Here is a 1,119-nt window from a genome sequence, read left to right as displayed (position 1 = left end):
CGCGCGCCAGGGCTCCCGCGCCAGGACGGCAAGAGCGTCCTCGAAGAGCGCGATCTGGCTCGCGGCATAGCGTTCAGCGGCGTCGGACGCCTCCTTCTCAATCCGCATACGACGGTTGTAGTCCGTAGCCTCGCGCGCGATGAGATCCCGGAGGCTCTCCAGCCTTATCTCCCCATCAGCCTCCCTCGTGTATGCGGCTTTGAGAGCTGCCTGGGCTGCGACGAGTTCGGGATTGGGTCGTGCCTTCCAACCGAACATCCGAGTGAGGATGTTGGGCATCTGGCCTGCCTCGAGCTTCTGCACGACAGCCATGGCCCGATCCAGTTCGGTTCGGGCGGCGCGATACTCGGCCTTGGCCTCTTCCTCCTCGCGCCGGCGATCTGGAGGAGGGGGGCTGCGCCGTTGGGCATCTTGAAGGGCAGCCTTTTCGCGGGCGAGGCCCTGCTCAAGTCGCGACCGCCACTCTGCAAGTGGGGTCGGTGGATCTGAGCGCGGAGGTTGCGGCATCCCGACATCCGCCATCTCGTCGGCGCTCGGGACGACCGGTGCCGAGATCGACTCACCGTTTCGATCCCCCTCGTGCTGCTCGGCTTCGATCGGGGCTAGCCGGGGATCGGCCGTCTCGCGCATCACCATCGCTAGGCGCTGCATGCGGGCGGCCACCTCCGTGCGAGGGCGAACGACGAGCCGATCGAGGGCGCCGACGAGAATATCGCCCTGCCGCACGACCCAGGCCCCGGCGATCCGATCCCCGGGCGCACACGAGAGACCTGCCTGGGAAAGAGCAGCTTCGAACCCAACCCCATCCAACGCGTAAGCCGATATCACCCTGGCGCGCGCCAGGGGCGCGGCGATCCCGAGCCGTTCTAGCCGGGCCCGGATCCGACTGGTCAAGCCGGAGCGCGGAAGCTCGACTCGGGCAGCGGCGGCCGCCTCGACCCACTCGGCCACCGCATTCAGGCCATCTCGGCGTAGACGCGCCGCGATCGTGGCAGTGCGCCGGGACGGAGTCAGCGGCTCGCCGAAGTCATACTCGACGCTCGCACGCACCGCCTCGAGTTCAGCATAGCTGTAGGCGAGATCGAGGGCTCGCAGGCCTGGACCGACGTGGGCGATCAC

The 1,119-nt window shown here is 68.0% G+C and carries 1 pseudogene; it reads right to left on the bottom strand.

Annotated features, from left to right (window positions below):
• A pseudogene (locus tag AAHF99_RS27090) lies at positions 1 to 1,119 on the bottom strand (hypothetical protein); the annotation flags it as partial.

Origin of the sequence: Methylobacterium litchii (assembly GCF_038442315.1) — a bacterium.
Classification (GTDB): domain Bacteria; phylum Pseudomonadota; class Alphaproteobacteria; order Rhizobiales; family Beijerinckiaceae; genus Methylobacterium; species Methylobacterium litchii.
This window is presented reverse-complemented; position numbering and strand designations above follow the sequence as displayed.